Source organism: Nonomuraea montanisoli, assembly GCF_013363975.1.
Classification (GTDB): domain Bacteria; phylum Actinomycetota; class Actinomycetes; order Streptosporangiales; family Streptosporangiaceae; genus Nonomuraea; species Nonomuraea montanisoli.
Map to the genome: position 1 here is coordinate 461368 of NZ_JABWGN010000003.1, position 26682 is coordinate 488049.

General features: G+C 68.5%; 25 protein-coding genes and 1 tRNA gene. 15 read left to right on the top strand and 11 right to left on the bottom strand.

The annotated features are described in order from the left end of the window. The first annotated feature begins 85 nt into the window (after positions 1–85). Complete coding sequence (locus HTZ77_RS09030) at positions 86–1156, top strand: sensor histidine kinase (protein ID WP_175589010.1); 1071 nt, start codon at positions 86–88, stop codon at positions 1154–1156. Next, positions 1153–1803, top strand: coding sequence for a response regulator (locus HTZ77_RS09035; protein WP_175589011.1), 651 nt, complete (start codon positions 1153–1155; stop codon positions 1801–1803). The genes HTZ77_RS09030 and HTZ77_RS09035 overlap by 4 nt, the downstream gene beginning before the upstream one ends. A gap of 6 nt (positions 1804–1809) precedes the next feature. Here HTZ77_RS09035 and secY read toward each other — a convergent pair whose 3' ends face one another. Beyond that, positions 1810–3099, bottom strand: a complete 1290-nt coding sequence (gene secY, locus HTZ77_RS09040; protein ID WP_175589012.1) for a preprotein translocase subunit SecY — start codon at positions 3097–3099, stop codon at positions 1810–1812. Between the two features lie 103 nt (positions 3100–3202). Continuing rightward, the gene (locus HTZ77_RS09045; RefSeq protein ID WP_175589013.1) at positions 3203–3823 is read right to left on the bottom strand and encodes a TetR/AcrR family transcriptional regulator; all 621 of its coding nucleotides are present in this window, start codon (positions 3821–3823) and stop codon (positions 3203–3205) included. 61 nt (positions 3824–3884) lie between these two features. Here HTZ77_RS09045 and HTZ77_RS09050 point away from each other — a divergent pair, with 61 nt between their 5' ends. Next, a complete protein-coding gene (locus HTZ77_RS09050) occupies positions 3885–6116 on the top strand; it encodes an ATP-binding cassette domain-containing protein (RefSeq protein WP_175589014.1) in 2232 nt (743 codons plus the stop codon). On the opposite strand, the gene HTZ77_RS09055 is transcribed toward HTZ77_RS09050, so the two are convergent. From HTZ77_RS09055 to HTZ77_RS09065, 3 genes are read right to left on the bottom strand one after another with little or no spacing between them, the layout of a single operon-like run. Next, positions 6079–6858 (bottom strand): putative hydro-lyase, encoded by a 780-nt coding sequence (locus HTZ77_RS09055; RefSeq protein ID WP_328808496.1) that lies wholly within the window; start codon positions 6856–6858, stop codon positions 6079–6081. The genes HTZ77_RS09050 and HTZ77_RS09055 overlap by 38 nt on opposite strands. Before the next feature lie 36 nt (positions 6859–6894). After that, entirely contained in the window at positions 6895–7245 is a 351-nt protein-coding gene (locus tag HTZ77_RS09060) for a hypothetical protein (protein WP_175589015.1), read from the bottom strand. Next, a complete protein-coding gene (locus HTZ77_RS09065) occupies positions 7245–7469 on the bottom strand; it encodes a DUF6158 family protein (protein ID WP_175589016.1) in 225 nt (74 codons plus the stop codon). Before HTZ77_RS09065 ends, HTZ77_RS09060 begins: the two co-directional genes overlap by 1 nt. A 95-nt stretch (positions 7470–7564) precedes the next feature. Here HTZ77_RS09065 and HTZ77_RS09070 point away from each other — a divergent pair, with 95 nt between their 5' ends. Next, the gene (locus HTZ77_RS09070; RefSeq protein WP_175589017.1) at positions 7565–8497 is read left to right on the top strand and encodes a LysR family transcriptional regulator; all 933 of its coding nucleotides are present in this window, start codon (positions 7565–7567) and stop codon (positions 8495–8497) included. Between the two features lie 18 nt (positions 8498–8515). Here the strand turns inward: HTZ77_RS09070 and HTZ77_RS09075 are convergent, their stop codons facing one another. Further along, positions 8516–9067, bottom strand: coding sequence for a histidine phosphatase family protein (locus tag HTZ77_RS09075; RefSeq protein ID WP_175589018.1), 552 nt, complete (start codon positions 9065–9067; stop codon positions 8516–8518). Positions 9068–9229: 162 nt separating this feature from the next. On the opposite strand from HTZ77_RS09075, the gene HTZ77_RS09080 reads away from it, so the two are divergent. Both HTZ77_RS09080 and HTZ77_RS09085 read left to right on the top strand, forming a co-directional pair. After that, positions 9230–9303, top strand: a tRNA-Ile gene (locus HTZ77_RS09080). 287 nt (positions 9304–9590) lie between these two features. Beyond that, a complete protein-coding gene (locus HTZ77_RS09085) occupies positions 9591–9896 on the top strand; it encodes a hypothetical protein (protein ID WP_175589019.1) in 306 nt (101 codons plus the stop codon). Between the two features lie 13 nt (positions 9897–9909). Here HTZ77_RS09085 and HTZ77_RS09090 read toward each other — a convergent pair whose 3' ends face one another. The 4 genes from HTZ77_RS09090 to HTZ77_RS09105 form a co-directional block, all read right to left on the bottom strand. After that, complete coding sequence (locus HTZ77_RS09090; protein ID WP_175589020.1) at positions 9910–10623, bottom strand: GntR family transcriptional regulator; 714 nt, start codon at positions 10621–10623, stop codon at positions 9910–9912. A 522-nt stretch (positions 10624–11145) separates the two neighbouring features. After that, the gene (locus HTZ77_RS09095) at positions 11146–12444 is read right to left on the bottom strand and encodes a hypothetical protein (protein WP_205302321.1); all 1299 of its coding nucleotides are present in this window, start codon (positions 12442–12444) and stop codon (positions 11146–11148) included. 854 nt (positions 12445–13298) lie between these two features. Next, positions 13299–13463, bottom strand: a complete 165-nt coding sequence (locus tag HTZ77_RS09100; RefSeq protein WP_175589022.1) for a hypothetical protein — start codon at positions 13461–13463, stop codon at positions 13299–13301. Between the two features lie 14 nt (positions 13464–13477). After that, positions 13478–13696: a hypothetical protein gene (locus HTZ77_RS09105; RefSeq protein WP_175589023.1), complete on the bottom strand. Its 219-nt coding sequence runs from the start codon at positions 13694–13696 to the stop codon at positions 13478–13480. 699 nt (positions 13697–14395) lie between these two features. On the opposite strand from HTZ77_RS09105, the gene HTZ77_RS09110 reads away from it, so the two are divergent. From HTZ77_RS09110 to HTZ77_RS09135, 6 genes are all read left to right on the top strand, one after another. Continuing rightward, positions 14396–15907 carry a DUF3375 family protein gene (locus HTZ77_RS09110; protein WP_175589024.1) on the top strand — a complete coding sequence of 504 codons (1512 nt, stop codon included), beginning with the start codon at positions 14396–14398 and terminating at the stop codon, positions 15905–15907. Continuing rightward, positions 15900–16700, top strand: coding sequence for a DUF4194 domain-containing protein (locus HTZ77_RS09115; protein ID WP_175589025.1), 801 nt, complete (start codon positions 15900–15902; stop codon positions 16698–16700). The genes HTZ77_RS09110 and HTZ77_RS09115 overlap by 8 nt, the downstream gene beginning before the upstream one ends. Beyond that, the gene (locus HTZ77_RS09120; RefSeq protein ID WP_175589026.1) at positions 16697–20107 is read left to right on the top strand and encodes an ATP-binding protein; all 3411 of its coding nucleotides are present in this window, start codon (positions 16697–16699) and stop codon (positions 20105–20107) included. Before HTZ77_RS09115 ends, HTZ77_RS09120 begins: the two co-directional genes overlap by 4 nt. Then, entirely contained in the window at positions 20104–21264 is a 1161-nt protein-coding gene (locus HTZ77_RS48110; protein WP_175589027.1) for a Wadjet anti-phage system protein JetD domain-containing protein, read from the top strand. Before HTZ77_RS09120 ends, HTZ77_RS48110 begins: the two co-directional genes overlap by 4 nt. 41 nt (positions 21265–21305) lie before the next feature. Beyond that, complete coding sequence (locus HTZ77_RS09130) at positions 21306–21701, top strand: SCO4402 family protein (RefSeq protein ID WP_175589028.1); 396 nt, start codon at positions 21306–21308, stop codon at positions 21699–21701. Between the two features lie 109 nt (positions 21702–21810). Continuing rightward, positions 21811–22467, top strand: a complete 657-nt coding sequence (locus tag HTZ77_RS09135; protein ID WP_175589029.1) for a hypothetical protein — start codon at positions 21811–21813, stop codon at positions 22465–22467. A 15-nt stretch (positions 22468–22482) separates the two neighbouring features. Here the strand turns inward: HTZ77_RS09135 and HTZ77_RS09140 are convergent, their stop codons facing one another. Then, complete coding sequence (locus HTZ77_RS09140; RefSeq protein WP_175589030.1) at positions 22483–23502, bottom strand: LacI family DNA-binding transcriptional regulator; 1020 nt, start codon at positions 23500–23502, stop codon at positions 22483–22485. A 127-nt stretch (positions 23503–23629) separates the two neighbouring features. On the opposite strand from HTZ77_RS09140, the gene HTZ77_RS09145 reads away from it, so the two are divergent. From HTZ77_RS09145 to HTZ77_RS09155, 3 genes are read left to right on the top strand one after another with little or no spacing between them, the layout of a single operon-like run. Continuing rightward, positions 23630–24952 (top strand): ABC transporter substrate-binding protein, encoded by a 1323-nt coding sequence (locus HTZ77_RS09145; protein WP_175589031.1) that lies wholly within the window; start codon positions 23630–23632, stop codon positions 24950–24952. Continuing rightward, positions 24952–25875 carry a carbohydrate ABC transporter permease gene (locus tag HTZ77_RS09150; protein WP_175589032.1) on the top strand — a complete coding sequence of 308 codons (924 nt, stop codon included), beginning with the start codon at positions 24952–24954 and terminating at the stop codon, positions 25873–25875. The genes HTZ77_RS09145 and HTZ77_RS09150 overlap by 1 nt, the downstream gene beginning before the upstream one ends. Next, positions 25872–26681, top strand: a complete 810-nt coding sequence (locus tag HTZ77_RS09155; protein ID WP_175589033.1) for a carbohydrate ABC transporter permease — start codon at positions 25872–25874, stop codon at positions 26679–26681. Before HTZ77_RS09150 ends, HTZ77_RS09155 begins: the two co-directional genes overlap by 4 nt. The last annotated feature ends 1 nt before the right edge of the window (position 26682 follow it).

A 26682-nucleotide genomic window follows, 5' to 3' on the forward strand; every position in this document is an offset into this window, starting at 1 on the left:
CCCGCCTCCGCCGCCCGGCGCGGGCGCCCGGAGGGCGGGAAATGGCTAGGATCTAGGCGATACGAGCCTGGCCGGGTGGGGGATGGTGAGCGAGGACACGCACAGCGGCGGCCGGTCGCGCGGGTGGTTCGCGCGGCTGGGCGACGTACCCGTCGTGGTGATGCTGGCGTGGGCCGGCTGGCTGGCGGTCCCGTGGTCGTTCAGCGGCCTCGCCCAGGCACGGGCCGCCGCAGCGGCGGCCGCCGAAGCCGGTCTCCCTCCGGCTCCGGCCGCCCCGGAGGCCGCCGCCCCGCCCGTCCCGCGCGAGAACGTCGCCGGGGCCGGTCTCGCCGCGCCCGGCAAGGCGTGGGGACTGCCCGCGGCCCGCGACGTCCCCGCCACCGTCCTCCGAGCCGCCCCTGCCCTCGCCCTCTCCCCCGCTCCTGCGGACACGGCGCGGGAGGCGTTCGCGGCGGAGCGGGCGTGGATCGCGGGCGAGGTGCACGACGCCGCCGGTCACGGGCTGGCGGCCATCGCCATGCAGGCCGGGGTCGCCCTGGTCACCCTGGACGACGATCCCGAGCAGGCGCGGGTCTCGTTACACGCGATCCGCGAGACGAGCCTGACCGCCCTGGCGCAGCTCCGCGCCGCCCTCGACCGCCTGGACCCGCGCTCCGGCGAGCCCGCCGGCCGGATCCCGTACGTCATGGACACCGCGGACGCCGGGCACGGGACGGACGCCGCGTACAGGACGGACGCGGCGCACAGGGCAGCGGACAGCGCGCGCGGCGCGGACGGCGGGCTCGGGGCGCTCGTCGACGGGGTGCGGGCCGCGGGACTTCGCGTGGAGGTCGAGCCGGACGACCCCGCCGTGCCGCCCCCTCTCCAGGACGCCGTCTACCGCGTCGTGCGCGAGTCCCTCACGAACGTCCTGCGCCACGCCGGCCCCTCAGCCACGGCCAGGGTGACCCTGTCCGGTGAGCCGGGCGCGTACGTCGTGGAAGTCGTCAACCACGCGGCTGTGACCCGGGAGCCCGGCGGCGGGCCCGGCACCGGCGGGCGCGGCCTGGCCGGGATGCGCGCCGGGGTGAGCGCGCTCGGCGGCCGGCTCACGGCGGGCCCCCGCGATGACGGCGGCTTCCGCGTCCTCGCCCGCTTCCCCGTGGAGGGCGGATGATCCGGGTCGCCGTCGCCGACGACCAGGCCGTCGTGCGCATGGGCCTGCGCGCGCTGCTGGAGCGCGAGCCCGACCTGGAGTGCGCCGGCGAGGCGGCCGACGGCGCCGCCGCGCTCGACCTGCTCCGCCGTACCCGTCCCGACGTGCTGCTGCTCGACATCCGCATGCCCGGCATGGACGGCCTGGCCACGCTGCGCGCCATCGCCGCCGACCCCGAGCTGGCGGGCACGCGGATCGTGGTGGTGACGACGTTCGCCGTCGACGAGTACGTCTTCGCCGCCCTCCAGGCCGGAGCCAGCGGCTTCCTGCTCAAGGACAGCGCTCCCGACGAGCTGGTGAACGCGGTGCGGGTGGTGGCGGCGGGCGAGGCGCTGCTGTCGCCGTCGATCACCCGCAAGGTCATCTCCCTGTTCGGCCGGAGCGGCGCCGAGCCCGTGCGCGGGCTGGACACGCTCACCCCGCGCGAGCGCGAGATGGTGGCGTGGGTGGCGACCGGCCGGTCCAACGAGGAGATCGCCGGGGAGCTGGTGATCAGCCCCGACACGGTCCGCACGCACGTGAGCCGGGCCATGGTGAAGCTGGGGGCGCGCGACCGGGCCCAGCTCGTGGTGTTCGCCATGCGGGCGGGCCTGGCCGTCCCGGGATGACGCCGATCAGCGCAGGAAGCCCTCGTAGGTGCGCTGCTGGAGCTGCGCCTCGATCTGCTTGACCGTCTCCAGGCCCACGCCCACCATGATGAGCACGCTGGTGCCGCCGAACGGGAAGTTCTGCTGCGTCCCCGGATCCCTGAGGATCATGAACGCGATCATCGGCAGCAGCGCGAGCACGCCGAGGTAGAGCGCCCCGGCGGCGGTCAGGCGCGACAGCACGTACGCGAGGTAGCCGGCCGTCGGCCCGCCCGGCCGGATCCCCGGCACGAACCCGCCGTACCTGCGCATGGAGTCCGCCACCTCCACCGGGTTGAAGCTGATCGACACGTAGAAGTACGCGAACCCCACGACCAGCAGCACGTACGCGGTGAGGTAGAGCGGGTGCGTGCCCGTGGCGAGGACCCGCGACAGCCACCCGCCCACCCCGTCGCCCAGCAGCGGCGCGGCCATCGAGGGCAGGTAGAGCAGCGACGAGGTGAAGATGACCGGCACGATCCCCGCCTGGTTGACCTTGAGCGGGATGTAGGTGCTGGTCCCGCCGTACATGCGGCGCCCGACCATGCGCTTGGCGTACTGCACGGGCAGGCGGCGCTGCGCCTGCTCCACGTACACGACGCCCGCGACGAGGAACGCGCCCGTCACCAGCATCACCCCGAACGAGAACGGGCTGACCATGAAGATCGTCGACATGTACGACGGGAAGACGGCCACGACCTGGGTGAACATCAGCAGCGACATCCCGTTGCCGATCCCCCGGTCGGTGATCAGCTCGCCGAGCCACATGACGATGCAGGCCCCCGCGACCATGGTGACCACGATGACGGCGACCGCGAGCAGGCCCTGGTCGCGCAGCAGCGGCGTCGCGCAGCCGGGCAGCAGGTTGCCGGCACGGGCCAGCGCCGTGACGGTGGTGGCGTTGAGGACGGCCAGCCCGACGGTGAGGTAGCGGGTGTACTGGGTGATCCGGGCCTGCCCGTTCTGTCCCTGCTTGCGCAGCGCCTCCAGGCGCGGCACCACCACCGCGAGCAGTTGCATGACGATGCCCGCGGTGATGTACGGCATGGCGCCGAGCGCGAAGACGGACAGCTTCAGCATGGCGCCCCCGCTGAGGAGCTGCATCATGTCGACCAGCCCGCCGCGCGCCGTGCCGAGGCACCGCTGGACGGCGACCACGTCCACGCCGGGCGCGGGCAGCGTCTGCCCGAACCGGAACAACGCCAGCAGACCCAGCGTGAACAGCAGTTTCCGGCGGAGCTCCGGCACCCGGAACGCCCTGATCAGCACAGTGAGCATGGCCCATGAGTCTGGCCCGGGGCCGGCCTGGGGTCGTCCGCTCAGCCGATGCACCCGTGTACGCGGATCCGCGTACACGGGTGCGCGTCACGAGCGGCTCCTGTCACGAGGGCGGGTAGACCGAGGCGAGGACGCCGGGCAGGCGCGGGACCAGCCGGGTGTAGCGGCCCTCCGTGCAGCCCGCGTCCGGCTCGTTGGCGAGCTGCTGCGACACCAGCCCGGCGATGAGGCTCGCGGCCAGGGCGAGCCCGTCGTCGCCGGCCGCGTCCGGGTGCAGCTCGCCGCGCTCCACCGCGCCCCTGATCAGGCCGGCGAAGTGCGCGTGGATGTCCAGGGCGGGCGCGTACGCCTGCGGCGACGGCGCGAAGCCGGGCACCGGCCGCCAGAACAGGAGCTGCGCGAGCACCTGGTTGTCCATGATCCACTGCGCGCCCGCCTCGTAGGAGGCCCCGAGCGCACGCAGGCCGGGCGGGTGCGGCTCGGCGGCCCGGCGGACCGCGTCGAGGTACTGGCGCTGGCCGCGCTCGAACAGCGCGTCGTACACGGCGGTGCGCGACGGGAAGTACCGGTACAGCGACGGCGGCTGGACCCCGAGCCGCCGGGCGACCGTGGACATGCTGAGCCCCGCCACGCCCTCCTCCGCCATCACGCCGAGCGCCAGCCCGAGGATCTCGTCCTGCGTCTCCGCCCTGCGCCGGGCCCTGCGATCCGGAATGTCAGCCACGGCATGTAGCTTACGCTATGAGTATTAGCTAATGGCATTAGCAAAAGCTAAGGAGGCTCGCATGTCGCGCGACATGGTGCTGGTCGGACTGCGCCAGAACAACCTCAAGGACGTCTCGCTGCGGCTGCCCAAGGAGCGGCTCACGGTGTTCACCGGGGTGTCGGGGTCGGGCAAGTCGTCGGTCGTGTTCGAGACGATCGCGGCCGAGTCGCGGCGCCAGCTCAACGCCACCTTCAGCGCGTTCGTCCGCAACCGGCTGCCCTCCTACGAACGCCCGCGCGCCGAGCGGCTGGCCGGACTGACGGCCGCCGTCGTGGTGGACCAGAAGCCGGTCGGCGGCAACGCGCGCTCCACGGTCGGCACGATGACCGAGATCCACCCCATGCTGCGGGTGCTGTTCTCGCGCCGGGGCGAGCCGTCGGCGGGCCCCGCCACGGCCTATTCCTTCAACGACCCGCAGGGCATGTGCCCCGGCTGCCACGGCATCGGCCGGACGATGGAGGTGGACCTCGACCTGCTGCTGGACCGCGAGCTGTCGCTGGAGGAGGGCGCCATCCGCATCCACCCCGTCGGCTCGTACGCCTGGAAGCTCTACGCGGCGAGCGGCCTGTTCGACCCCGCGAAGCCGCTGCGCGACTTCACCGGCGACGAGCTCGACCTGCTGCTGTACGGCGGCGGCTTCAAGGTCGAGCGCGGCGGCGGCTACGAGAACACCTACGAGGGCGTCGTCACCCGCTTCAACCGCCTGCACCTCAACCGCGCCGTCGACGCCCTCGACGAGACGGCGCGCCGGGTGGTCCGCGAGGCACGCTGCCCCGCGTGCCGGGGCGCGCGGCTCAACGCGGCGGCGCTCGCCTCGCGCATCGGCGGGCGCAACCTCGCCGACCTGTGCGCCCTGGAGGTCGCCGACCTGATCGGCGTGCTGGACGAGCTGGACGACCCGGTCGCCGGCGAGGCGGTCGAGGCGCTGCGCCGCATCGAGGCGATCGGCCTCGGCTACCTGACGCTCGACCGCGAGACCCCGACGCTGTCGGGCGGCGAGGCGCAGCGCCTGAAGACCGTGCGCCACCTCGGCAGCAGCCTGACCGGCATGACGTACGTGTTCGACGAGCCCAGCGCCGGGCTGCACCCGCGCGACGTGCACCTGCTCGGCGACCTGCTGCTGGAGCTGCGCGACAAGGGCAACACCGTGCTGGTCGTCGAGCACGACCGCGACCTGATCGGGCTCGCCGACCACGTCGTGGACCTGGGGCCGGGCGCCGGCGCCGACGGCGGCCGGGTGGTGTACGAGGGAACGGTCGCCGGGCTGCGCGCGAGCGGCACGCTGACCGGCCGCATGCTGGAGCGGGTGACCGGGTTCAAGGACGCCCGCCGCGAGCCGGCCGGCTGGCTGACCGTCGGCGGCGCCCGCACGCACAACCTCAGGGACGTGACGGTCCGCCTGCCCCTGGGCGTGCTCACGGCGGTCACCGGCGTGGCGGGGTCGGGCAAGAGCACGCTGGCCACGGTCGAGCTGGCCGACCGCCACCCCGGCGTGATCCTCGTCGACCAGTCGGCCATCGCCGCGTCGGTGCGCTCGACCGTGGCGACGTACCTGGGGGCGATGGACCCGCTGCGGCGGATGTTCGCCCGCGCCCACGGCGTGCGGGCGGCGTTGTTCAGCGCCAACTCGGAGGGCGCCTGCCCGGCCTGCGGGGGACGCGGCGAGATCACCACGGACCTGGCGTTCATGGACCCGGTCACCCGCGTGTGCGACGCGTGCGAGGGCACCCGCTTCCGGCCGGAGGCGCTGTCGTACCGGGTCGGCGGGCGGACCATCGCCGAGGTGCTGGCGCTGACGGCCGACGAGGCGGCCGGCGTCTACGACCTGCCGGGACCGGCCCGGCTGGCGGAGCTGGGGCTGGGCCACCTGACGCTGGGCCGCGCGCTCACCACCCTGTCGGGCGGGGAGCGGCAGCGGCTCAAGCTGGCGCACCGGCTGCGGGAGGAGGGCAACGTGTACGTCTTCGACGAGCCGACCACCGGCCTGCACATGGCGGACGTCGGCACGCTGCTCGCGCTGCTCGACCGGCTGGTCGACGCCGGGAACACGGTCGTCGTGGTCGAGCACGACCTGGAGGTGGTCAAGCACGCCGACTGGGTGATCGATCTGGGGCCGGAGGCCGGCCGGCACGGGGGCGAGGTCGTGTTCGAGGGCACGCCGCCCGAGCTGAGCCGGGCCGCCACCGCCACGGGCGCGTACCTGGCCCGGTCGCTCAGGTCACCCGGTAGTCGTCGTCGCGCGCGTCCATGATCGCCATGTGGCCCGGCAGGTGGCCGATCGCGAACTCCACCCCGCTGGCCATGATCGCCGCCTGCGGCGTCACCCCGCACGCCCAGAACAGCGGCACCTCGCCCGGCCGCACCTCGACCGGATCACCGAAGTCCGGACGGGCGAGGTCCGCGACGCCGATCGCCGCCGGGTCGCCCACGTGGACCGGCGCGCCGTGCACCATCGGGTACCGGCCGCTGACCTCGATCGCGGTGTCCACCAGCTCCTCCGGCACCGGCCGCATCGACACGACGAGCGGCCCGGACAACGTCGCCGTCGGCTCGCACTCGACGCTCGTGCGGTACATCGGCACGTTCGTCCCCAGCTCGAGGTGCCGTACCGGCACGCCCGCCGCGAGCAGCGCGCTCTCGAAGGTGAAGCTGCAGCCGATGAGGAACGGCACCAGGTCGTCCCGCCACCACGACGGCACGTCGTCGACGTCGGCGACCGGCCGCCCGTCCCGGTAGACGCGGTAGCCCGGCAGGTCGGTGCGCAGGTCACCGCGGAACAGCGCGGTGGAGTACGCCCCCGGCTCTCCCACGTCGAGGACGGGGCACGCCCGCGCGTTGCGATGGGCGAACAGCAGCAGCTCGTAGGCCATCGGCCGGGGCACGGCGATCAGGTTGGCCTGCGTCCAGCCCCTGCACCAGCCCGCGGTGGGCGACCGCTCGCCCGCGCGGAACCGCTCGCGCGCCTGCGCGGGCGTCAGGTCGGCGACATCCACGCTTCGACAGTACGCCCCGAGGTGTCGCTCAGCGCATCAGTCCGTTTCCACGGAGAAGGTGTGCGGGCCGAGCCCCACCCGGTCGCCCTGGGGCACCACGTACCCGTGGGCGACGAGGGTCGCCAGGCTGCGCCGCAGCCCGTCCTCCTCCAGGCCCGTGGCCCGGCACAGGGCGCCGACGTCCGCGCCGCCTCCACCCTGCGCCTCCGCGGCGACGGCCTCGTAGACGTGCACGTCCACATCCGACAGCGCCTGCACGTCGTGAGCCGGCACGTCGTGAGCCGGCACGTCGTGAGCCGGCACGTCGTGAGCCGGCACGTCGTGAGCCGGCACGTCGTGAGCCGGCACGTCGTGAGCCTGCGCGTCCTCATGCTCGTGGTGGGTCATCAGCGCGCCCTCGCTCCCTCCCGCAGCCGCTCGGGGTCCACGTCCCGCTCGGGGTAGCGGCGCAGGTACTCACTCTCCAGCTCGTTCGTCCGCGAGGTGTGGCGGGCGAGCGCGTCGTCGGAGCCGTGCAAGAAGGCGTCGGTCCGGGTGGCGTGCAGTTGCCGCAGCTCACGCAGCAGATCGTCGTCACTCAGGTCTCTGGGGTCTATTCCCATGGTCGTCATGCGGTGCCCCCTACCCTGAATGACCTCGACAATATCTGTCACATTTCCTGACACATGGGATTGCCGGGAACAGAAGTGAGCCTTACCTTCCCGGTATGGACCTTGAGCTCCGGCACCTCAGGATCGTCCGGGCGGTCGCCGACGCGGGAAGCGTGAGCAAGGCCGCGTCCACGCTGGGTCTGGCGCAGCCGGCCCTGTCCGCCCAACTCAAACGCATCGAGAGAGCGCTCGGCGGCACCCTGTTCGAACGCGACAGGCTCGGGGCCCGGCCCACCCGCCTCGGCGAGCTGGTGCTCGCCCGTGCCCGCGTCCTCCTCCCGGCCGCCCAGGAACTCCAGGACGAGGCGGCCCGCTTCGTCACCCGCCCCTCCCCCGGGTTCCGCATCGGCGCCACGTACGGGCCCGTGCTCGGCGGCCTCGTCCACCGGCTGGCGGCGGAGCACACGGTCAGCACGTACACGAGCTGGTCGGCCCGCGAGCTGGCCTCGATGGTGGAGCTGGGACGCCTGGACTACGCGCTCGTCGGCGCCTGCGGCGACAGCGGCGCCCCCGCCGGCGCGCTGCTGTGGGACTCGATCAGCCTCGACCCGATCTTCGTGCTCGTCCCCGAGCGGCACCCGGCGGCCGGCGAGAAGGAGGTGGAGCTGGCGGACCTGGCGGAGGAGCAGTGGGCCGTCACGCCGGGCGACGCCTGCTTCGCCGACTGCTTCGCGATGGCGTGCGCCCGCGCCGGGTTCACGCCCGGCACGATCTACGAGACCGACGTGGCCACCTGCGCGCACCTCGCCCAGGTGGGGCGCGCGGTGGCGCTCTGCCAGGCCACGCACGTGCCGGAGCCGGGGCTGGTGATGGTGCCGCTGGCGGGGGCGCCGTTACGCTGGCGCCAGCTCCTCGGCCGCCACCCCGCCGCGCCGGACGCCACCTGGGTCCTGTCCCACGCCAAACAGGCCCATATGGACTCGGTACGCCGGAACCCCGCGTACAGCGACTGGCTCGTCCGCAACCCCTCCTTCGGCACCGCCCCGTGACCACGCGCTCCCAGCGGCTCACACGGGCCAGGTGGCCACCGTGAACTCCCACCCGGGCCGCCACACGAACGGCGCGTCCACCAGCTCCTCCAGCGGCACGCCCTCCAGCAGGTTCTGCAGCGCCCACCGGTTGGCGGAGTGAGCGACGACGAGCACGGTGCGCCCCTGCCATTCCTTCATGCAGTCCTCCAGGAAGGAGGCGGTCGCGGCCACCACGTCCCGGTAGCTCTGCCCGCCGGGCCAGGGCACGTCGATGTACCGGCGCCGCAGGGCCGCCACCTCGCTCACGGGCCGCCCGTTGTGGATCCCGTAGTCGCACTCCCGCAACCGCGCGTCGACCCGGACCTCCTTGCCGTCCCTGTCGCGGACCGGGAAGGCGATCTCCACGGTCTGCACCGCCCGCCGCAGATCGGAGCAGTAGACCACGTCCACGTCCCGCCGCCGGACCCCGAGCTCGACGGCCAGCTCCCGCCCCCGCTGCGACAGCTCGCCGGGCAGGATGCCGGTGGCGATGCCGATCTCGTTGTCCACGGTGACGGAGTGCGTCTCGTAGACCAGTCTCACGCCCATCCCCAGACGCTACCGGCCCACCCCGGAAACCCGTGACCCACTCGATCAACCCGTGGGAGCGTGGAATGATGTGCTCGCAGCGAACCCTCCCTCGGCGCGAGGGCCTATGCTCTACCCTTAGCCTGCGCCCCGGGGTTCGGGGGCGGCGGACAACTGAATCCAGGGGCGGTAGCTCAGCCGGTCAGAGCATCGGACTCATAATCCGTGGGTCGTGGGTTCAAGTCCCACCCGCCCTACTCTTCTCACCACCGCACACCTGGCTTGAGCAGGGGTTTCGCGGGATCGCGGGTTACGCGGACAGGCAGCCGGTAGCAGCGGAGAGCAGCCGTGTGCCACCCGTCGCGGAATGGATCTTGAGGCGTTTCCCCAGGTCGCGCATTGCAAAAGACGCCGGATGGGTTCGGGGTCCGTTGCATTCCGCGCGATCACTGCGACAGGGCTTCCAAGATCGACGTCAGGTTGTGTCCCTGCTGGTACTGAAAGCTGCTGGCTGATCCGACGCCTCAGCAGGACAATCCAGATCATGAAACCGGATCCGCAGCCCAAGGACGCCGCCTGGCCATGGCTGCTGTTCCTCTTATGGATCCTGGGCACACCGCTCCTGGGAGCGCTGTGGTTCAGCTACGGCTTCGCCCTCGCCGGAGGGCAGGCAACCAACAAACAGCTCTCCCAGATCTGCGGATACGCCATGCTGATCGTCGGATTCGGCGCGCCCATGCTGGGGCTCCTCCTCGCCCTCGCCTCCAAGCGGCGCAACGCCACCATCGTCTTCACCCTGGCCCTCATCGCGGTGGCTGTTTTCTGGGCCCGGCTGGCGCTGCACAAGTAGCCGGAAGCGCCGGTCACCCGATCGGGTAGGCGTCCTCCAACTCGTGGCGATCGGCCGGAAGCGGCACCTCCACCACCACCAGCGGCCGGCCAGAGGCATCGCGAACAGCACCGAAGACCGCCGGCAGCGGCACGTTCTTCGGTATGCCGAGCTGCTTGACCTCCTGGGTCGTGGGCATGCGGGCGGTGATCTGCTCCACGATGTGATCGAAGCGCACCCCCTTGCGTGACTGGAGATGTTGCCGGATGCCCTGCGGCAACGGCTCACCGCTGGTCAGGTCGGTGCCCTCGGACAGTTCCAGAGGCAGCCACAGCGAGACCAGCTCACTCGGCTCGCCATCACGGATGACCAGCCGCCGGCGCAGGAACGCCTTGCTCTTGGGCTGCGCATCCAGCAACGCCACCACCCGGTTGGGCAGTGCCACCGCGCCGGCCTCGACCAGCTCGCCGGGGGCGTTCGTCTCCGGACTGGTCAGGTACGCCTGACCTGTGCGGTTGGACTCCAGCGTCGCCATCGCAGGACGGCTGCGCACGAAGCGGCCCTTGCCCTGCTGAGACTCGATCCAGCCCTGCTCGCGCAGCACCCGAAGCGCCGCCACGACGGTGGGCCGGGAGACGCCGAACTCCTGGATGAGCTGATGTTCGCTGGGGAGCATGGAGCCGGGCAGGTAGGTTCCCGCCTCGATACGCTGTTGAAGCGCCTGTGAGGTTGTTGCGACTGATTGCATGTTCCAACACTCTGATAAGACCAATACATGGGCATTTCCGGCATGGCTGAGTAATGGGTCGACATGTCTCCTCGGCCTTACATTTGCCCTGGGAGGCCTCAGTGATTTATGGTCCGACTACTCCCATCGGAAGGGAAAGGCGTCTACGACATTTAATACATTGAGTGCCGCATGCGTGCTTGCCTGCCCTTTTTCTGTGTCATCTATACGCTACTGCAAGCCAGGGGAAATGTTCGACCTGGCGATCTTTCCAGCTGGTCACCCTATTCTATTTTTGCCCTATCTGCAATAATCTTCGGTTTCATGGCCGGGGCCGCCGCAGTGGCGTTTGCTTCCTCAGGCTTGAAACGTCGAGGCGCAGCTGGAGAGTAGAAATCAATGCAGGCGGGTGTAGGCGCGTCAGGTGGTCCAGCGAGGCATAAACGCCAAAACTGTCGCCCTTCGAGTATGCTGCAGCCGAATCAAACCTCGCCGAACGTCTCGGTCGGTGTGGCGAGCACGTTGATCACCGAACTGCCTAGGTTAGATACGTAGTACACGCACAGCTAAGACGGTGCCGTCCTCGTGTATCGAAACGGGACCTCCCCATTTTCGATCCCACATCTGCTCCGGCCAGGTCCCGCGCCCGTCGTATACGTAACTGCGGTACTGCTCAACTCTTCCCGGTGCCGGTTTCCCGTTATCCTTCGGAGCGAGGAGGGTGAAAAGATTCTCCGCGACTCCAGAAAACGCCTCTACGCGCTTGTCGTTGAGACGGAAGACGTGGTCCGTGCCGATGAATGGGATATCGAGCAGTTCGTGAGCCGCGTCCTGGACGCTGCCTGCCGCCGGGTGCGCGAAGCCAGTGGTGTAGCGCTGATTTCCCTGGCGTGCGGTCAAATACTGAGCAGTGGTATCGCCATCGCCGGCGAAGGCTGCTACTCCGGCGGTCGCTGTCCGCGCCAAAACATGGTGAAACCATGCGTAGTGCTCGGGCTGGACATGAAATCCAGGCTCGGGGGGCGGAACTTCATTACCCTCAGAGGGGGGTTGGATTCCCGGCATGATGTTCGCGTTCTCGGCCGCGCTGTCCAGGTTCCGCAGTGGATACTTAGGGAAAGCCTCCATCCAGTCGCCATTTCCAGGCGCATGAAGGCAGTGGATTGTGACTGGGCCCTCCATCGGCAACTCTGTACTGAAGATGAGGCAGGGTGTCTGGCCCCACGTTCCGATGTGCATGGCTTCCACGTGGGCCGAGCATGCTGCGAGTTGCCCGTAGGAAGAGTTGGGTCCGCGACCGTGATTTCCCTTGGCCGCTATCAAAAAGACCCATGACTGCTCACCCGGCTTCCAGACTTCTGCGAAGAAGTCGGGCTGATACTGGTAACCGGACGAGCTCTTTTGCCATCCCGCACGTAGGACGATGTCTGCGCTGACGATCGATACAAAGCGGTCAGGGTAACGCTGTCTGAGAACGTGTCTGGCTAGTGCTATGGCGAAACCCTGCCCTAGCTCTCGCGACTGAAGTTGCTTGTAGTACCGTGCTATGCCCTTACCTTCGTCGGACAACCCCAGGTACGCGTTGGGGACCGGATCCAGCGCCTGGCTGTACTTGAGGCTTCCCCAGTGTTCCGCTAGGCCGCGGCCAGCGCCTTGACGGGACAATGAGAGAGCCTGAGAGAGATCGTGCAGCACATTCCACGGGGTCAATCCCAGCGACCCGCCGACCTCCAAATTACGGAGGGGCTTCAAGCCGCTTTTTCGGCGAAGTGGCTGGTCACCTCTCTTTTTTCGCTTCTTGTCGTCCTTCGCTGCCGCCTTCTCTACGCTGCCGAGCAGCATAGAATCCGAGTGAACTGCTACGTTCGACGGCTGTACTAGCTCCCCTAAAACGTCCTCCGTAGGCTTTCTCGTCGGCTTCAATCAGCCCCTCCTGTGCGTGTGACAAGTACGCATCGACATGAGCTTGCCATCAGAGGATGAAAGGTCCTCTATCCGAACGGAGAGTGTTCTTTAACCCCAACCTCGATCGTTCAGGGCACGGGAAGGCCAGTCTTCACGATCATTAAGCGCGGATGAAAGGTTCACCCTATGTAGCCGTGCCCGTCGCATGCCCAGTGGAGGGGAACAGCGGAGGGGCACGGAGAACACGATCAGGGCCGTGAGCTGCGTTCCCACGGGTGGATCAAGATCGGCATGCGTCTTCGCAAGCAGGATGTCAGGAGTCTGTTGCGCTTGAGCTCCACCCCACCCAAGGCATCGCAACTGATCATGGGGCGGGATTGTGCCCCACCCTCTTCCCACATGCGGCCGAAGGCGATCTTTGCGCTGTTTGCTTTCTACGCCGTAACGGCGGTTCCTGTGTGCCTGCCGGGCGGATGGCGAGTGATCGTGCAACCAACAGCAGATGACGCGGTGGAGGTCTACTGCGCACTGGGGCGTCGGCGCCCCGGTTCGCCGTGAGCATCGGGTCTTTCTATCAGGCCATACAGGTGGCTCAGCAGTGGGCCGAGGCCTATCCGCACGATCTCGCCCCGCCTTACCTCCTGTACACGCCATACCGGCTCGTCGCCACCGGAACTGTCAGGGTCCGACCTGACTAATACGGTTCGGCGGCAACCCCGTCCAGGGTTCAAATCCCGATTCTCCGCAGGCGAACGGCGCATCCTTCAATCCGGATTATGCACGGACCGTCCTCAGAACAGCGTGATCAGCATCGCAGTCATCTGATCGTGAGTCACGGGCCTTGCCGATCTCCCGGTTGGTCGCCCGAACCGTCTCAGCACCAGCCGCGCGATCGCCCTTGCGCTGTCGTGGTACAGCTGCGGCAGCACCGAGAGATAGGTGTCGGCGGTCAGCACGATGCCCGCATACCTCAGCGCAGCCCGGCCACCTCGCCGCGCCACAGCCCGCGCAAGGCCACCAGCCACCACAGCACGAACAGCGAATCCTCCTGCGCGACGCGCAGAAGGGCGGCCAACTGCTCGACCGTCCGCACCGCCACCGGCGGACGCTCTCCCCCGCGCTGCCAGGCCACCTCCCGACGAGCGGTCCACACCACGGGATGCGAGCGCACCGGCACTGGCAGCCGCACGCCCCGCCCCAGGTTGCCCGCGATCAGGTCCTCAAGTACTGGCCGTACCGATTCCGCCGCCGTCCCAGCGCCGCGAACATGCGCGTCACATCCTGCCGCGACAACTCCGCCGGCTTGACCCTGCCCAGGTACGGGATCAGATGTAGCCGCACGTGATCCCGGCAGGCCCGGTGCATGGTCGGCCGCAACCGCGACTCCACCACCGACAACCAGTCCGGCTCGCCCCATCACTGCACCCACAGCCGACGCCCTCGGGCTGGTGTTGTGGGATCTGGTCGTGACCCGTTGCCGCCGGCGGGCTCGGCGATCATCGTGGTGGTCGATGACACCCTGTTCAAGCGGTCGGGCAAGAGGGTGTTCGGGAGGACCTGACATCACGAGGGTGCGGTCAAGGGGCCGCCGACCAGGTGGTGCTGAGCAAGCTCGCCCAGCACCGCGTTGCGGGACAGAACCCGTGCGCGCAAGAGAGTCAACGCGGTACTAAACAACACGCCGTCGGCCTGGAGTCTTCACTCCATTGGCCGCAGCTATAGGCGTGCCTTACGATTCCAGCCGAATCGAGTATCAACGATGGCGCAGCTCCCACAGTTCGTCGTTCGCTGACCGCAAATCGCAGCGAATGCGACATATCGATATGCGGTCTTGAGCGCGGCTTACCCTCTGACGGGAATCCGTGCGACAACTAGGGCAGGTGGGCGGATGAGTGGAGTTGTCGGCGAGCTGACACGTGCCGGCGATGCCCTAGCTCGCCCTACTCTGAGACTGCTTGATGGTAAATGGGGCCCGTTCCGGGTGGCTGTGCTGCGCAGCGCGTTCTCCCGAGACCAGCGTTCGATCCAGGTGGACGCCCTCCATGCGCAGGTCGACACATACCTCGGCGAGATGCTCGGTGAAGGCATCGAGGTGCCGGCCTCGGAGAGCGGCCGGGCGTTGTGCAACGCGTGGGTCAAGAACCAATGGCTGTTCCGCGACAACGCACCGGACGGCAGCCTGGTGTACTCGCTGACATCGTCGTCACTGGAAGCTCTCGACCTGATCCAGAACTTGTCACGAGATCGGGCACTGGTCTCCGAGTCCCGCCTGACGATGATCCTGGACACGGTCCGGCGCTGGGCGACCGAGGCCTCGGCAGATCCTCAGGATCGTGTCGATCGCCTGAACGCGCAGATCCGCGAGTTGGAGGTCGAGCGCGACCGCATCGCCGGCGGCGGCGCCGTGGCCGCCGCATCCGAGGATCGAATGCTCGACGGATACGCCAACCTCATGGACTTGATCGGCCAGCTACCGTCGGATTTCAAGCGCGTCGAGGAATCCATGCTGGATATGCACCGCCAGATCCTGAGGGACCTGCGTGACGAAGAGCGGTTGGTCGGCGAGGTTCTGGACGAGTATCTGGAGAGCCAGGACCGCCTACTGCGGACCACTCCCGAGGGGCGAGCTTTCGACGGCGCATTCGAGCTGCTGCGAGACGCAGAGCTGATGAACGAACTGCGCGAGAACATCCAGGTCCTGCTCGGCCACCCGGCCGCCGAGGCGCTGGACGAGCGGGACGTGACCGAGTTGCGCGGCACGGTCACCGTGATCCGCCAGGGCACCAGGGACGTTCTGGACCAGCGGCACCGGCTGTCCAAGACCCTCAAGGAGCACATCGTCAACAACGACCCGCTCGCCGAGCGTGAGCTGGAGCGTGTCCTTCGCGGTATCCAGCGGGAGTTGATGACCTGGATGGAGACCGCAGGGCCCCGATCCATGGTGAACGTTGACCTGCTGCCGCCGGTGGCGAAAATCGGCCATTTGCGGGAGAAGATGTACGACCCGGCCGCAGCGGCCCCACCACCTCCGCTGCGGCAGATCGACGACGACATTCCGGCCCCGCCGAGCGTGGAGGAGTTGAGGGCCGCGGGCGGCCCGTCGCTGGAGCAACTGCGAGCCGCCCTCATCGACGCGCTGACGGAGTCCAGCGTGGCAACCACAGCACAGGTGTTCAACGCACTGCCGGCCGATCTCCGCCGACCGGTGGAGATCCTGGGACTTCTGCACATACTCTCCAGCCTCGACGACTCCTCCATCACCGACGGGACCACCGAGGAGTTCCGCGCCATCCGGCCTGACGGGCACCGCCGCAATTTCCTGGCCGCTACCGCCTTGCTGTCCTCCCACCACGCCGAACGGCTTACCGCCGCAGCTGATGAAGGAAGCACCGATGCTTGAGCCCCATCCGTCGAAGCCCGGCGACAGCATCGAGGAAGCGCCGAGCGAATACGACGAGCAATTCGTGGCGACCGACGAGGATCTCGCCGACGACAGCGACGCCGACCGGTCCACCCTCGCCCTGTTCTCCGGCGACGAAGGCGGCCTGTCGCTTGAGCAACGGCGCGCGCTGGTGTGCCTGATGCGGAACAAGTTCGTCTCAGCCGCAGGCAACCCCGCCGAGTGGCGCGTCATCCGCGAACACAGCCGGCTGCTCAAGTCACGGCTCAACGACATGTTCCTCGACTTGCACGTGGACCTGCAGCACGAGGTCGCCTACAAGCGGAAAGTCATCTCCGATGGCGCCGACTTCCCCACCCTGCTGAAGAACACCGCCTACACCCGCGAGGAGACGATCCTGCTGGTGTATCTGCGGCACCGGTACCGCGCCGAGCAGCAGGCCGGCCACGATGACGTCACAGTCGAGCGGCAGGAATTGCTCGACTACATCGCCACCTTTCGGCCACCACATGCCACCGACCGGTCGCGGGACAAGGGGCGCGCGGATAAGGCTGTCGACAACATGGTCGCCAGCCGGGTCCTGACCCGGACCAATGACGTCGACCGGTTACGGATCTCCTCGGTCATCGCCGTCCTGCTGCCACTTGCCCGGCTGGCCGAACTGCACGAGTGGCTGATCGCCAAGAACGGCGGCCAGGGCTCGACCGCCGAGGACCTCGGCACCGACATCGACGATGAGCTGCAAGACGTGGACGAGGCGGACGATGTGGTGGAGATGGAGACGCTGGGGTGACCGTGCATCAGGATTCGATGTTCTACATCCCCGGGGCCGACCCTGGCATCACGCAGTGGAAGGTGGAGACTCTTCAGCTGGTCAACTGGGGCGGATTCTCCGGCCACGCCAGCGTGTCGTTCTCGCCCACCTCGACGCTGCTGTCGGGGGCGTCCGGCACGGGCAAGTCCACGCTCCTGGACGCCTACATCGCCGTGATGATGGACTCCTCGGTGCCGTTCAACGGGGCCTCCAACGATGCGACCGTCGGCCGGGCCCGCAGCGCGGACCAGCGCAGCCTGCTGTCCTACCTGCGCGGCAAGCAGGACATCGGGCGCGACAGCGCCACCGGGGAACTCGCCGACCAGGTGCTGCGGGGACAGAACAGCGCCACCTGGGGCGCGATCGCGCTGACCTTCATCGATGACAGGCAGCGGCGCTACACCGTTGCGCGGCTGTACTACGTTCCGCGCTCGGCAGTGCGCGACAGCGACCTGGTCCGCAAGATGTGCACGATCGACGGCGCCATCGACCTGCGCGCCCTGGAACGGTTCGCTGCCGACAAGTTCGATCGGCGTTCGGTGACCGCCGCGCTCCCGAACCTGACCATGCACGACAGCTACAGCGCTTTCTCGCAGGCATTCTTCACTCGCCTGGGCATCGGCGTCGGCGGCGACGGCGCCCGGGCGCTGCGGCTGCTGGCCCGTATCCAGGCGGGCCACCAGGTCACCTCCGTCAACGACCTGTACACCGCCATGGTGCTGGAGTTGCCCGGCACCTATGCCGCAGCGGATGCGGCGCTGGAGCACTTCGGCGACCTGGAGGACGCCCATACAGCGATGGCCACCGAGGAGGCCAAGGCCAGAGCCCTGGAGCCGATCCCGGAGCTGAACGACACCCGTGAGGCCGAGTTGGCCCAAGCCCGGCTCATTGACGGCTTCGGTATCCACCTCATGTCCGGTGATTCCCCGTTCGGGCTGTGGAAGCTGACGTACGAGGAGCAGCTGCTGGAGACGGCCGAGACCACGAACCGCATCCAGCATGGCGAAGCCAGGACCGACAAAGCCGTCGCGCAGAACCGGCGCATCGAGCTCACCGGCCGCAAGACCCATCTGGAAGCCGACCTGGGCGGCAACGAAGCCAACGCCACGATCATCGGCCTGGAGCGGGCCGTCGAGCAACTCGGACAGGATCGCGCGGCTGCCCAATCCCGACGGGAGACCTTCGACGCCAACACGCGGCGTCTACACCTGGAGCTGTCCGAGGAATCCGATTTCGCCGATGCGCAGACCGCTGCCAGAGCCTTTCTGGAAGGCTGCGATGACGCCGCGAAGGTCGCTCGCGACGAGCGAGACGCGATCAGAGACGAGGCCCGCGAGCCGCTGGGGCTCAAAGGTGAACTGCTCGAGGAACAACGGTCCCTGTCCGGCCGCGCCGGCCGTATGGACCCCAAGCTCCACGCGATCCGCATGCAGATCGCGGAAGAAGCCGACATCGAAGCTGAGCTGCTGCCGTTCGTCGGTGAGCTCATTGACATCAAGGCCGATCATCGGGGTTGGCGCAAAGCCATCGAGACCACCTTGTTCGGACTGGCCAGGGTCATGCTCGTCGACGCGAATCAGCTGGACCATGTCTCGAAGATCATCGATCCGCTGCGGCTGCGAGGGCGCATCAGCTTCGAAGGCGTCGACCTGACTGCCACGGCACGGCCACGCACCCGACAGCCCGACCGGATCTCGGGGAAACTCGAGTACAAAGATTCCCCGTTCACCGCGTGGGTCCAGAACCGCCTCACCGCCGACAACACCGACGCCTTGTGCGTGGAGAGCCCGGAGGGGCTGCGCGGGCCCGGCCTTCGCGTCACCGCAAGCGGCCAGACCCGATCAGGCACCTCCGGCGCCCACGGCGAACGAGGTGCCCCTGACGTCATCGGATTCACCAACACCGAACGCCTCGCCGAGATCGCCGAAGACCTCGAGAAGATCGAGAAGATCCTGACCCGCCATGATCAAAAACTGGCCGATGCCGACCGGAAGATCGACGCACTGGCCGAGGATCGCATGGCCCATCGCCACGTCCTGGCTGTCGCCCGCTTCAGGGACATTGACCCCGACGGCATCGACAACGACATCCGGTCCAAGCAGCAGCTGCGTGAGGACATCCTCAAAGCCGACGACACGCTGCGCAAACTCCGGACCGACCTGGAAGGCGTCGAGCAAGAACTAGGGGAGGCGGACAAGGCCTACTACAGGGCCGACACCCGAATGGCAGAGCTCGACGATGCGTGGAGTGAGCTGGTCGAACGAAAAGACGCCGTCAGTGGCGCCATCGACCGGATCAACGCCCGACAGGCAGTCACCCTCACCAACGAGCAGAAGTCCTACCTGAACACGGAGTTCGCCGAGGTGGCCACCGCCGACGATCTCAACGGCTTCACCATCGGCGTCAAACGTCTCGAAAAGCGCTTGGCCACATCCGCCGAGGAAGCCCGAGCCAAGGCACAGCGGGCCACTCAGTCCCTGGAGACGATTTTCCGCCACTACCAGCAGACCTGGAATGACCCGAACCTGTCCGACTCCGTCGACGACTACCCCTCCTACCGCAAGATCCTCGACGGGATCCTGACCACCGGACTTCACAAGCGTCGCGAGGAGTGGACCAGGCGCCTGACCGATTGGTCCGGCCAAGACCTCGTTCCTCTCGCCGGAGCGTTCGGCAATGCCATCGACGAGATCATCGACCGGCTCACACCCATCAACAACATCCTGGCCGGGCTGCCCTTTGGCGCTCGCCGAGACCGTCTGAAGATCGAGTTGCGCGTCCTGAACCGCGACGACATCACCACGTTCAAACGCGAACTCAATGCTCTGGCGCGCCTGAACGTCGACGGCATGACCGACCGCCACGTCCAAGCCGCCTTCGCCCGGCTTCAGGAGTTCATGAAGCAGATCCGCCCCGAGGGGCGGGGGAAGAACACTCGCGACTACTTCCTGGACGTCCGCAAGCACATCAACGTCACCGCCGTCGCCTACGATGCCGAAGGCCGCGAGCGTGCCACCTTCGACAGGATCGGCGGAAAATCCGGGGGCGAGGCCCAGGAACTGGTCGCGTTCATTGTCGGGGCCGCGCTGCGCTTCCAACTCGGCGACGACGAGAACGTCCGCCCCCGCTACGCCCCGGTGTTCCTCGACGAAGGGTTCGTCAAAGCTGACAGCGAGTTCACCGGCCGTTCGGTCGATGCGTGGAAGGGCCTGGGATTCCAGCTGATCATCGGAGCGCCGTTCGACAAGTTCACCTCGCTGGAGCCCCACGCCGACCGCGTTCTGCTGATGGTCAAGAGCCCCAAGGGCTACTCGTCAGTCAACGCGATCGAACCGGTGCCGCAGATTCCCGCCCGGCAGAACTCTGACGACGAGGGGCCGGCGTGAAGACTCCGGATCAGGTTGTCGCCGACGCCCGGCGAAGGCTGGAGAACACCTGGCACAACCAGGCCGTCGGAGCCGGCCAGGCGTGGCCGCACAAGTTCCCGCTGAGCGTGCCCGACAAGAAGGACGCACTGGAAAGCGGATGGCAGCAGACCATTCACCCGCTGATCCGCACCTGGCGCGACTGGGTCGCGCGACACCCCGTCCGGCTGCACACCGCCTCGCGGCAGGTCTTCACCACCGTCCAGGACGTGCCCAGCCACCTGGAGATCCTCACCGCCGACGATGCCGCCGCCGTGGTCGGCGGCGACTGGGCCGAACGGCTCGAACGCGGCCGACGCCGAGCAGCGTTGCTCGCCGACGTCTTGCCCGCCGCGCCCGAACCACAACGCATCATCCGCGCCACGGACGGCCACACCGACACCGACTTCGCCCTGCTGCTGAAAGTCGCCACCTGGTTCACCCGCAACGACGCCTCCGGATACACCCCACGGCAGGTCCCCATCCCCGGCGTCCACGCCAAATGGCTCAACACCCACCAGCCACTGATCCTGAACCTCGCAGGCCGGGAAGACCTCGGCCTGCTGCCGGCCCACCCGTCACGGATCCACTTCACCTACCTCGACCCCGGCCACCGTGCGACCGGCGGCCGCCGCCACGACAGCGCCACCGTCGGCGACGCGTTCACACCGGCGTACCAGCCGGACATCGTGATCGTCTCCGAGAACAAGGACACCGCGATCCACTTCCCGCCGCTACCTGGCGGCATCGCCGTGGAGGGGGACGGGTTCGGCGGCAAAGCCGCAGCAGCCTTCAGCTGGCTCACCGGCTCACGCCACCTGTTGTATTGGGGCGATATCGACGCCTACGGCTTCGAGATCCTCAACGGCTGGCGCGACGACGGAGTCGCGGCCATCAGCATCCTCATGGATCAGGCCACCTACGACGCCTACGAACCCTTCGGCACCAACACCGACCGCAACGGAAAGCCACTGCAGCCTGGGATCCCCAAGCCCTTGCCACACCTGACTGCCGCCGAGCGGGCGGTGTATCAGCGCTTGCTGGACCCGGCACTGCAGGGTCATCGGCGAATCGAGCAGGAACGCGTCCCCTTGAGCGTCGCGAACGCAGCGGTACAGGCGGCCATCAGGGGCTCTTGAGGTCTTGCCTCGACCGGGGAGGTCCCGAGTAGCTTGCTCTCGTGGAGGAAGGACATCCGGGCAAGCAGCAGGTGCGGTGGCCAGAGCGGCGCGAGGACGTGCTCGAGGCGCTACGAGCCTTGGGCGACCGCGACCATCAGGACCTGCACTGGCGTTCCGGGAAGGGATGGCCGGATCTCACCGCTGCCGTGCACTGGCTCATCGACGACACCTTCATCGATCAACACGGCGCACGAGCGCTGATCCCCCACCTTTTCCTTGATCAACGAGAAGCCGACCTCGTGCAGACGGTGGTCGACGCGCTCCTGCACGTGCTCGATGACCTCGGCCCCACGGCTCCGGACAAGGCCTATCTCGACCATCCAGAGTGGATCAATGCCCTAGACGCGGCCGGCGCCGCCTACCTGGCCTTGTCCTCCGGCAAGCCGAGCTTGTGACGAAAGCACACGAGCGAGCGGCTCCCCATCCATGATCCGCTGTACCGACGTGGCACGCCCCTGCTTGATGCCGCTTGCAGTGTCAGGGGCGTGCTGTAGAGATCTCCTCATGAAGAACGTGCACCAGGTGGCCGCCGCCCTGCCTCCCGTCGAGGTACTGCGCGACCACTGCCGAGCGCTGGCCATGGTGGATGCGATACGGATCCCGGAGTGGGAGTACCGCGAGTACTCCTTCGACGCGCACTGGGCGCCCGGGGAGGAGATGGCCTCATGGCGCAATGGTTCGGGCGATGACTACTCCATCGTGTTCTGCCCAGCCGGCGTGTACATCCGCGGCTTCGATCACGAGTCGCCCGTCTCGCCCTTCGCCAGTGATGATCTTCGTCCCTGGCCGGGCGTGGTCGACGACGTCCCCGAGGTGTTCAGGCCGCAGCTCGAGGAGATGGCCTTCACGCTCGAGGACGTCCCACTCATCACCTGCTGCCTGTGGCGGACCGCATCGGACGACGGCTGGCGCACGGGGAGGGCCGCCTACGAGAGGGACGGCTCGGAGCAGATGTTCGATCTGCTGGTTGATCGTTCACCAGAGGCATACGCGGCATGGGCGGCCACAGACGAGGACGCGCCGCCCGTGCCGCTGGAGGCGGTCGCGCATGTCTTCGCGCTCCGGCCGCTGACAGAACGGGTCGTCAGAGCGCTCAACCCGGAAGTCGGCCTGGGCGACGTCCAGGCCGACCTTCAGGAGATCGGCTATCCGTCCGAGTGACATGAGGGAGTCATCTCACCCCTTCCCGGTCACATCCGTGCTCTCCCGGAACGCCAGTCGATGTGGCACGCACACCTCGTGCGCCCTGTCCGTCCCGCCGCTCAGCCGCGAGGCCAGCAGGTCCACCGCCGACTGCGCGATCAGCGCCTTGTCGGGCGCCACCGTCGACAGGGTCGGCGTGGCGAACCGGCCGTCCTGGATGTCGTCGAACCCCATCACCATCACCTCGCCCGGCACCTCGTACCCCCGCTTGAGCAGCGTCCGCAGGGCGCCCAGCGCGAGCGTGTCGTTGAAGCAGAAGACCGCGTCCGGCGCGCCGGAGTCGAGCAGGCGGCTCATGGCCTCGGCGCCGTCGGCGCGCCCCCAGCGGGCGACCGGCGCGACCAGCGACGGGTCGGCGGGGACGCCGGCCTCGGCGAGCGCCTGCTGGTAGCCCTTCAGCCGCAGCCGGCCCGTCGCGGCGGCGGCCGTGCGCTGCACGCCGATGGCGGCGATCCTGCGCCGGCCGCGCTCGGCCAGGTGCAGGGTGGCCGCCCGCGCGGCGGCCACGTTGTCGATGCCGACGTGATCGTACGGCGAGCGGCCCGTCCCGATGCGCTCCCCGAGCAGCACCATCGGCGTACGCTCGTCGCGCCCGGCCAGGTCCTTGCCGGTGAGCGCGAGCGGGCTGAACAGCAGCCCGTCGATGAGGTGGTCGCGGATCCCGGAGATCACCACGCGTTCCTTGGCCCGGTCGCCCCGGGTCTGGTCGATGAGCACGGTCCAGCCGCGCCGGTCGGCCGCCTCGATGACGTTCGTGGCCAGTTCGGCGAAGTAGGGGTTGTCCAGGTCGGGCACCGCCAGCGCGACCACGCCGGAGCGGCCCGCGCGCAGGCTGCGCGCCGACAGGTTCGGCCGGTAGGAGAGCTCGGCTATCGCCGCCTCCACCCGGGCGCGTGTCTCGTCGCTGACATGGGGATAGTCGTTGACCACGTTGGACACGGTCTTGATCGACACCCCGGCCAGCTCCGCGACGTCCTTCAGCCTCGGCCGCACCCTGCCCCCTTCGCCATCGGCACCCTACCTGGTTTACAACGATGTAACGAACTGGCGCCAGGCAATTTACAACGTTGGAACCAACGATGTAGAACGTCCGTAACCCCACGGGCAGGAGTGATCTGGCATGTCCCTCGACAAACTCTCCAGGCGGCGCGCACTGGGCCTGGGCCTCGGCGCGCTGGTCATCGGCGCCACGGGCTGCGGCGGAGGCGGCGGCCCCAAGCAGGCGCCGGCCGCCACGGCGGCGCCGACCGAATACACCGGCCCCTCGGTCTCGCTGAAGTTCTGGAACGGCTTCACCGGCGGCGACGGCCCGGTCATGAAGAAGCTGGTGGACCAGTTCAACACCGAGCACCCGAACATCCAGGTGTCGATGAACGTCTACAAGTGGGAAGACTATTACGCCAAGGTCCCCGCGGCCGTCTCCGCGGGTCAAGGCCCTGACCTCGGCATCATGCACGTCGACAGCGTCGCCACCAACGCGGCGCGCCAGGTGGTCCTGCCCCTCGACGACGTGGCCAACGCGCTCGGCCTCACCGAGGCGGACTTCTCCCCGCCGGTCTGGAAGGCCGGCGTCTACAAGGGCGCGCGCTACTCGATCCCGCTCGACGTGCACCCGCTGGGCATGTTCTACAACAAGACGGTCATGAAGCAGGCCGGGCTCGACCCGGAGCAGCCGCCCCGGACCGGCGAGGAGTACATGGCGGCGCTGGAGGCGCTGAAGAAGGCGGGCATCCAGGGGCACTGGGCCACGCCGTTCCCGTTCACCGGAAGCATGCAGTTCGGGACGCTGCTCCACCAGAACGGCGGCCGGCTCTTCGCCGACGACGCCGGCGTCTCGCGCTTCGCCGAGGATCCCGGCGTGCAGGCCCTGACCTGGCTCGTCGAGCTCGTCAACAAGGGCTACAGCCCCAAGAACGTCGGCCAGGACGCCGACTTCATCGCCCTGCAGAACGGCAAGGCCGCGTTCAACTGGAACGGCATCTGGTCCATCAACACGCTCAAGGAGATCAAGAACCTGGAGTGGGGCGTGGCGCCGCTCCCCCGGATCGGGTCGCAGCCGGCGGCGTGGGCGGGCTCGCACCAGTTCGTGGTGTTCAAGCAGCGTACGCCCGACCCGAACAAGCTGACCGCGGCCAAGGTGTTCATCAACTGGATCAGCGGCCACTCGCTGGAGTGGGCCAAGGGCGGCCAGGTGCCGGCCCGCAAGTCGATCCGCGACGGCGCGGAGTTCGCGGCGCTGAAGGAACAGGCCGCGATCGGCACCCAGATCGACTACCTGTACTTCCTGCCGTCGGTGGCGGGCATCGGGGACGCCTCCGCGGTCGTCGACCAGGCGATCAACGCGGCGATCCTGCTCAGGAAGAGCCCCAAGGACGCGCTCACGGAGGCCGCCGCCAAGGCCGACAAGATCCTTGAGGCCAACCGGAAGAAGTACGGCGCCTGATGGTCGCGGTCTCGGCGAAGCAGGCGGCGGAGGAGACCCCGGAGCGGGAGGTGCGCGTTCCCCGTGCGGGCAAGGCGACGCCGTACCTGTTCCTGGCGCCGTACCTGATCCTGTTCTCCGTGTTCGTGCTGGCCCCGGCCCTGTTCGGGATCTGGGTGAGCCTGCACGACTGGGACTACATGCTGGAGGGCAAGCCGTTCGTCGGCCTGGCCAACTACACGGCGCTGTTCGACGACCAGTCGCCCGTCTACGGCGACTTCTGGATGTCGATGCGGGCGACCGGGATCTTCACCGTGTTCAGCGTGCCGTTCCTGGTGGTGCTGCCGCTCGGGGTGGCGTTGCTGCTCAACCGGCCCTTCCGGGGCAGGACGCTGTTCCGGGGGCTGTTCTTCGCGCCGTTCGTGCTGGGCGTGGCGGTGGTGTGCCTGATGTGGCGGCTGCTGCTCGACCCGAACCTCGGCCTGGTCGACTGGATCCTCGGCACGCCGATCCCCTGGACCACCGCGACGCCGTGGGCCTGGATCGCGCTGGTCGGGGTGACGGTCTGGTGGACGCTCGGGTTCAACGCCGTGATCTACCTGGCCGGCATGCAGGACATCCCGCGCGAGCTGTACGACGCGGCGAAGGTGGACGGCGCGGGACGGTGGGGCGAGTTCGTCCACGTCACACTGCCGGGGCTGCGGCCCGTCGCGCTGTTCGTGGTGACGACGACGATCCTGGCCTCGGCGAACATGTTCGGGCAGTCGTACCTGCTGACCCAGGGGGCGCCGGGCGGGAGCACACGGACCGCGATCATGTACATGCTCCAGCAGGGGCTCCGGGAGTACAAGATGGGCAGCGCCTCGGCCATGAGCTACCTGCTCACGCTGGCGCTGATCCTGGTCAGCGTGGTCAACTTCCGGCTGTTCAGGACCCGGTCATGAAGCGCTACACGGGCCTGCTGGCCCTCGCCGTGCTGTTCGTGGGGCCGCTGGTGTGGGCCCTGGGCGTGTCGTTCAAGACGCAGACCGAGGCCACCCGGGTGCCGCCCACGCTGCTGCCCGCCGAGCCGACGACGTCCGCGTACGGGACGGTCTTCCAGGGCACCACGGACACGCCGGTGCTGCGCTGGTTCGCCAACAGCCTCATCGCCGCCACGGCGCACATGCTGCTGGTGCTCGCGGTGTCGGCGCTGGCCGCGTACGCGCTGGCCCGGCTGGAGTTCCGCGGCAAGAAGCTGATGTTCGGGATGATCGTCGGCACGCTGCTGGTGCCGGGGTTCGTCTTCCTCATCCCGCAGTTCCTGATCGTCGACCGGCTCGGCTGGCTGGACAGCCTGACGGCGCTCATCGTGCCGGGGGCGGCCGGCGCGTTCGGGGTGTTCTTCCTGCGGCAGTTCTTCCTCGGGCTGCCCCGCGAGCTGGACGAGGCCGCGCTGATGGAGGGCGCCAACCACTGGCACATCTTCTGGCGGATCACGCTGCCGCTGTCGCGGCCCGCGCTGGCCACGCTGGCCGTGCTGAGCTTCCTGTCCAACTGGAACGACTTCATCTGGCCGATCTACGTGATCTTCAGTCCCGAGTACTTCACGCTGCCGCCGGGCCTGTCGATCCTGCAGGGCGCGTACACGATCCACTATCCGGTGATCATGGCGGGCGCGGCGCTGGCCAGCGTCCCGGTCCTGATCCTCTTCAGTCTCACCCAGCGGTACGTCATCGAAGGCATCTCCCGCAGTGGCCTGAAAGGCTGAC

Excerpts from the sequence above, each read along its gene's own strand:
- HTZ77_RS09035 (WP_175589011.1), top strand. The coding sequence starts at position 1,153 with ATGATCCGGGTCGCCGTCGCCGACGACCAGGCCGTCGTGCGCATGGGC.
- secY (WP_175589012.1), bottom strand. The coding sequence starts at position 3,099 with ATGCTCACTGTGCTGATCAGGGCGTTCCGGGTGCCGGAGCTCCGCCGG.
- HTZ77_RS09050 (WP_175589014.1), top strand. The coding sequence starts at position 3,885 with ATGTCGCGCGACATGGTGCTGGTCGGACTGCGCCAGAACAACCTCAAG.
- HTZ77_RS09060 (WP_175589015.1), bottom strand. The coding sequence starts at position 7,245 with ATGACCCACCACGAGCATGAGGACGCGCAGGCTCACGACGTGCCGGCT.
- HTZ77_RS09065 (WP_175589016.1), bottom strand. The coding sequence starts at position 7,469 with ATGACGACCATGGGAATAGACCCCAGAGACCTGAGTGACGACGATCTG.
- HTZ77_RS09070 (WP_175589017.1), top strand. The coding sequence starts at position 7,565 with ATGGACCTTGAGCTCCGGCACCTCAGGATCGTCCGGGCGGTCGCCGAC.
- HTZ77_RS09075 (WP_175589018.1), bottom strand. The coding sequence starts at position 9,067 with ATGGGCGTGAGACTGGTCTACGAGACGCACTCCGTCACCGTGGACAAC.
- HTZ77_RS09085 (WP_175589019.1), top strand. The coding sequence starts at position 9,591 with ATGAAACCGGATCCGCAGCCCAAGGACGCCGCCTGGCCATGGCTGCTG.
- HTZ77_RS09090 (WP_175589020.1), bottom strand. The coding sequence starts at position 10,623 with ATGCAATCAGTCGCAACAACCTCACAGGCGCTTCAACAGCGTATCGAG.
- HTZ77_RS09095 (WP_205302321.1), bottom strand. The coding sequence starts at position 12,444 with ATGCTGCTCGGCAGCGTAGAGAAGGCGGCAGCGAAGGACGACAAGAAG.
- HTZ77_RS09110 (WP_175589024.1), top strand. The coding sequence starts at position 14,396 with ATGAGTGGAGTTGTCGGCGAGCTGACACGTGCCGGCGATGCCCTAGCT.
- HTZ77_RS09115 (WP_175589025.1), top strand. The coding sequence starts at position 15,900 with ATGCTTGAGCCCCATCCGTCGAAGCCCGGCGACAGCATCGAGGAAGCG.
- HTZ77_RS09135 (WP_175589029.1), top strand. The coding sequence starts at position 21,811 with ATGAAGAACGTGCACCAGGTGGCCGCCGCCCTGCCTCCCGTCGAGGTA.
- HTZ77_RS09145 (WP_175589031.1), top strand. The coding sequence starts at position 23,630 with ATGTCCCTCGACAAACTCTCCAGGCGGCGCGCACTGGGCCTGGGCCTC.
- HTZ77_RS09150 (WP_175589032.1), top strand. The coding sequence starts at position 24,952 with ATGGTCGCGGTCTCGGCGAAGCAGGCGGCGGAGGAGACCCCGGAGCGG.
- HTZ77_RS09155 (WP_175589033.1), top strand. The coding sequence starts at position 25,872 with ATGAAGCGCTACACGGGCCTGCTGGCCCTCGCCGTGCTGTTCGTGGGG.